At 59.6% G+C, this 676-nt stretch carries 1 protein-coding gene; it reads right to left on the bottom strand.

Features of this window, described 5'->3' with window-relative positions:
* Positions 1 to 56: 56 nt before the first annotated feature.
* The gene (locus tag EN935_RS39015) at positions 57 to 413 is read right to left on the bottom strand and encodes a hypothetical protein (protein ID WP_127262756.1); all 357 of its coding nucleotides are present in this window, start codon (positions 411 to 413) and stop codon (positions 57 to 59) included.
* Between the last annotated feature and the right edge of the window lie 263 nt (positions 414 to 676).

The following is a 676-nucleotide window of genomic DNA, read 5'->3' on the forward strand; positions in this document are numbered from 1 at the left end:
CCCTGCAACTGACGGATCGCGCCTCCGAAGATCCTTGAACTACTTTCCGCAAGCGATCAGGCGGCGGCCTTGAACACGTCCATGAGACCGGCATAGGCAGCAGCGATACCGGCGACCGGATTGCTGCTTCTCGATACGGTCTCGACTTTCAAGGAACCGCCGCCGGTCGGCAAGGTGAGCAGCAGGAACTGGCGATTGCCGCCATTGCCGACGGATGCCGCAGCGACATGCTGGCCTTCGCCCTGGTTCTGCACGCACATCTTGAACAGCAGCGTGCCGCCGACCGCTTCGAGCGCGCCGCCGACAACTTCAACAAATTCATCTTCGGAAACAGTCTTGGTATCCGGCACCAGATCGGCCAGACTTTCGGCAAGCGTACTCTCGAGAGCCTTGTCGTCGAGCTGCGCGTCCATGCGAACCTCTTTCAGTCGCCAATCGCACCCCTTTGCCCGTTAACGAAACTTAACGCTGACGATGGCCGGATTGTGGCGGTTGTCGCTGTCATCTCGATCAATGCAGCCCTCGGCGGTGCTGGCGGCTGGACAATCCGTCGGTTCGCTCCACAATGGCACAAAAAGCACAACGCAAAAGCGTGAGGGAGGACCGAATGCTGGGACTGATGCAGGAATGGCCGCTGCTTTGCCACAAGCTCATCGACAATGCCGAGCGGCAGCAT

This window comes from Mesorhizobium sp. M7D.F.Ca.US.004.03.1.1, from assembly GCF_003998635.1.
GTDB lineage: Bacteria > Pseudomonadota > Alphaproteobacteria > Rhizobiales > Rhizobiaceae > Mesorhizobium > Mesorhizobium loti.

Bases quoted from the DNA above. Each gene is read 5' to 3' on its own strand.
- EN935_RS39015 (WP_127262756.1), bottom strand. From the start codon at position 413: ATGGACGCGCAGCTCGACGACAAGGCTCTCGAGAGTACGCTTGCCGAA.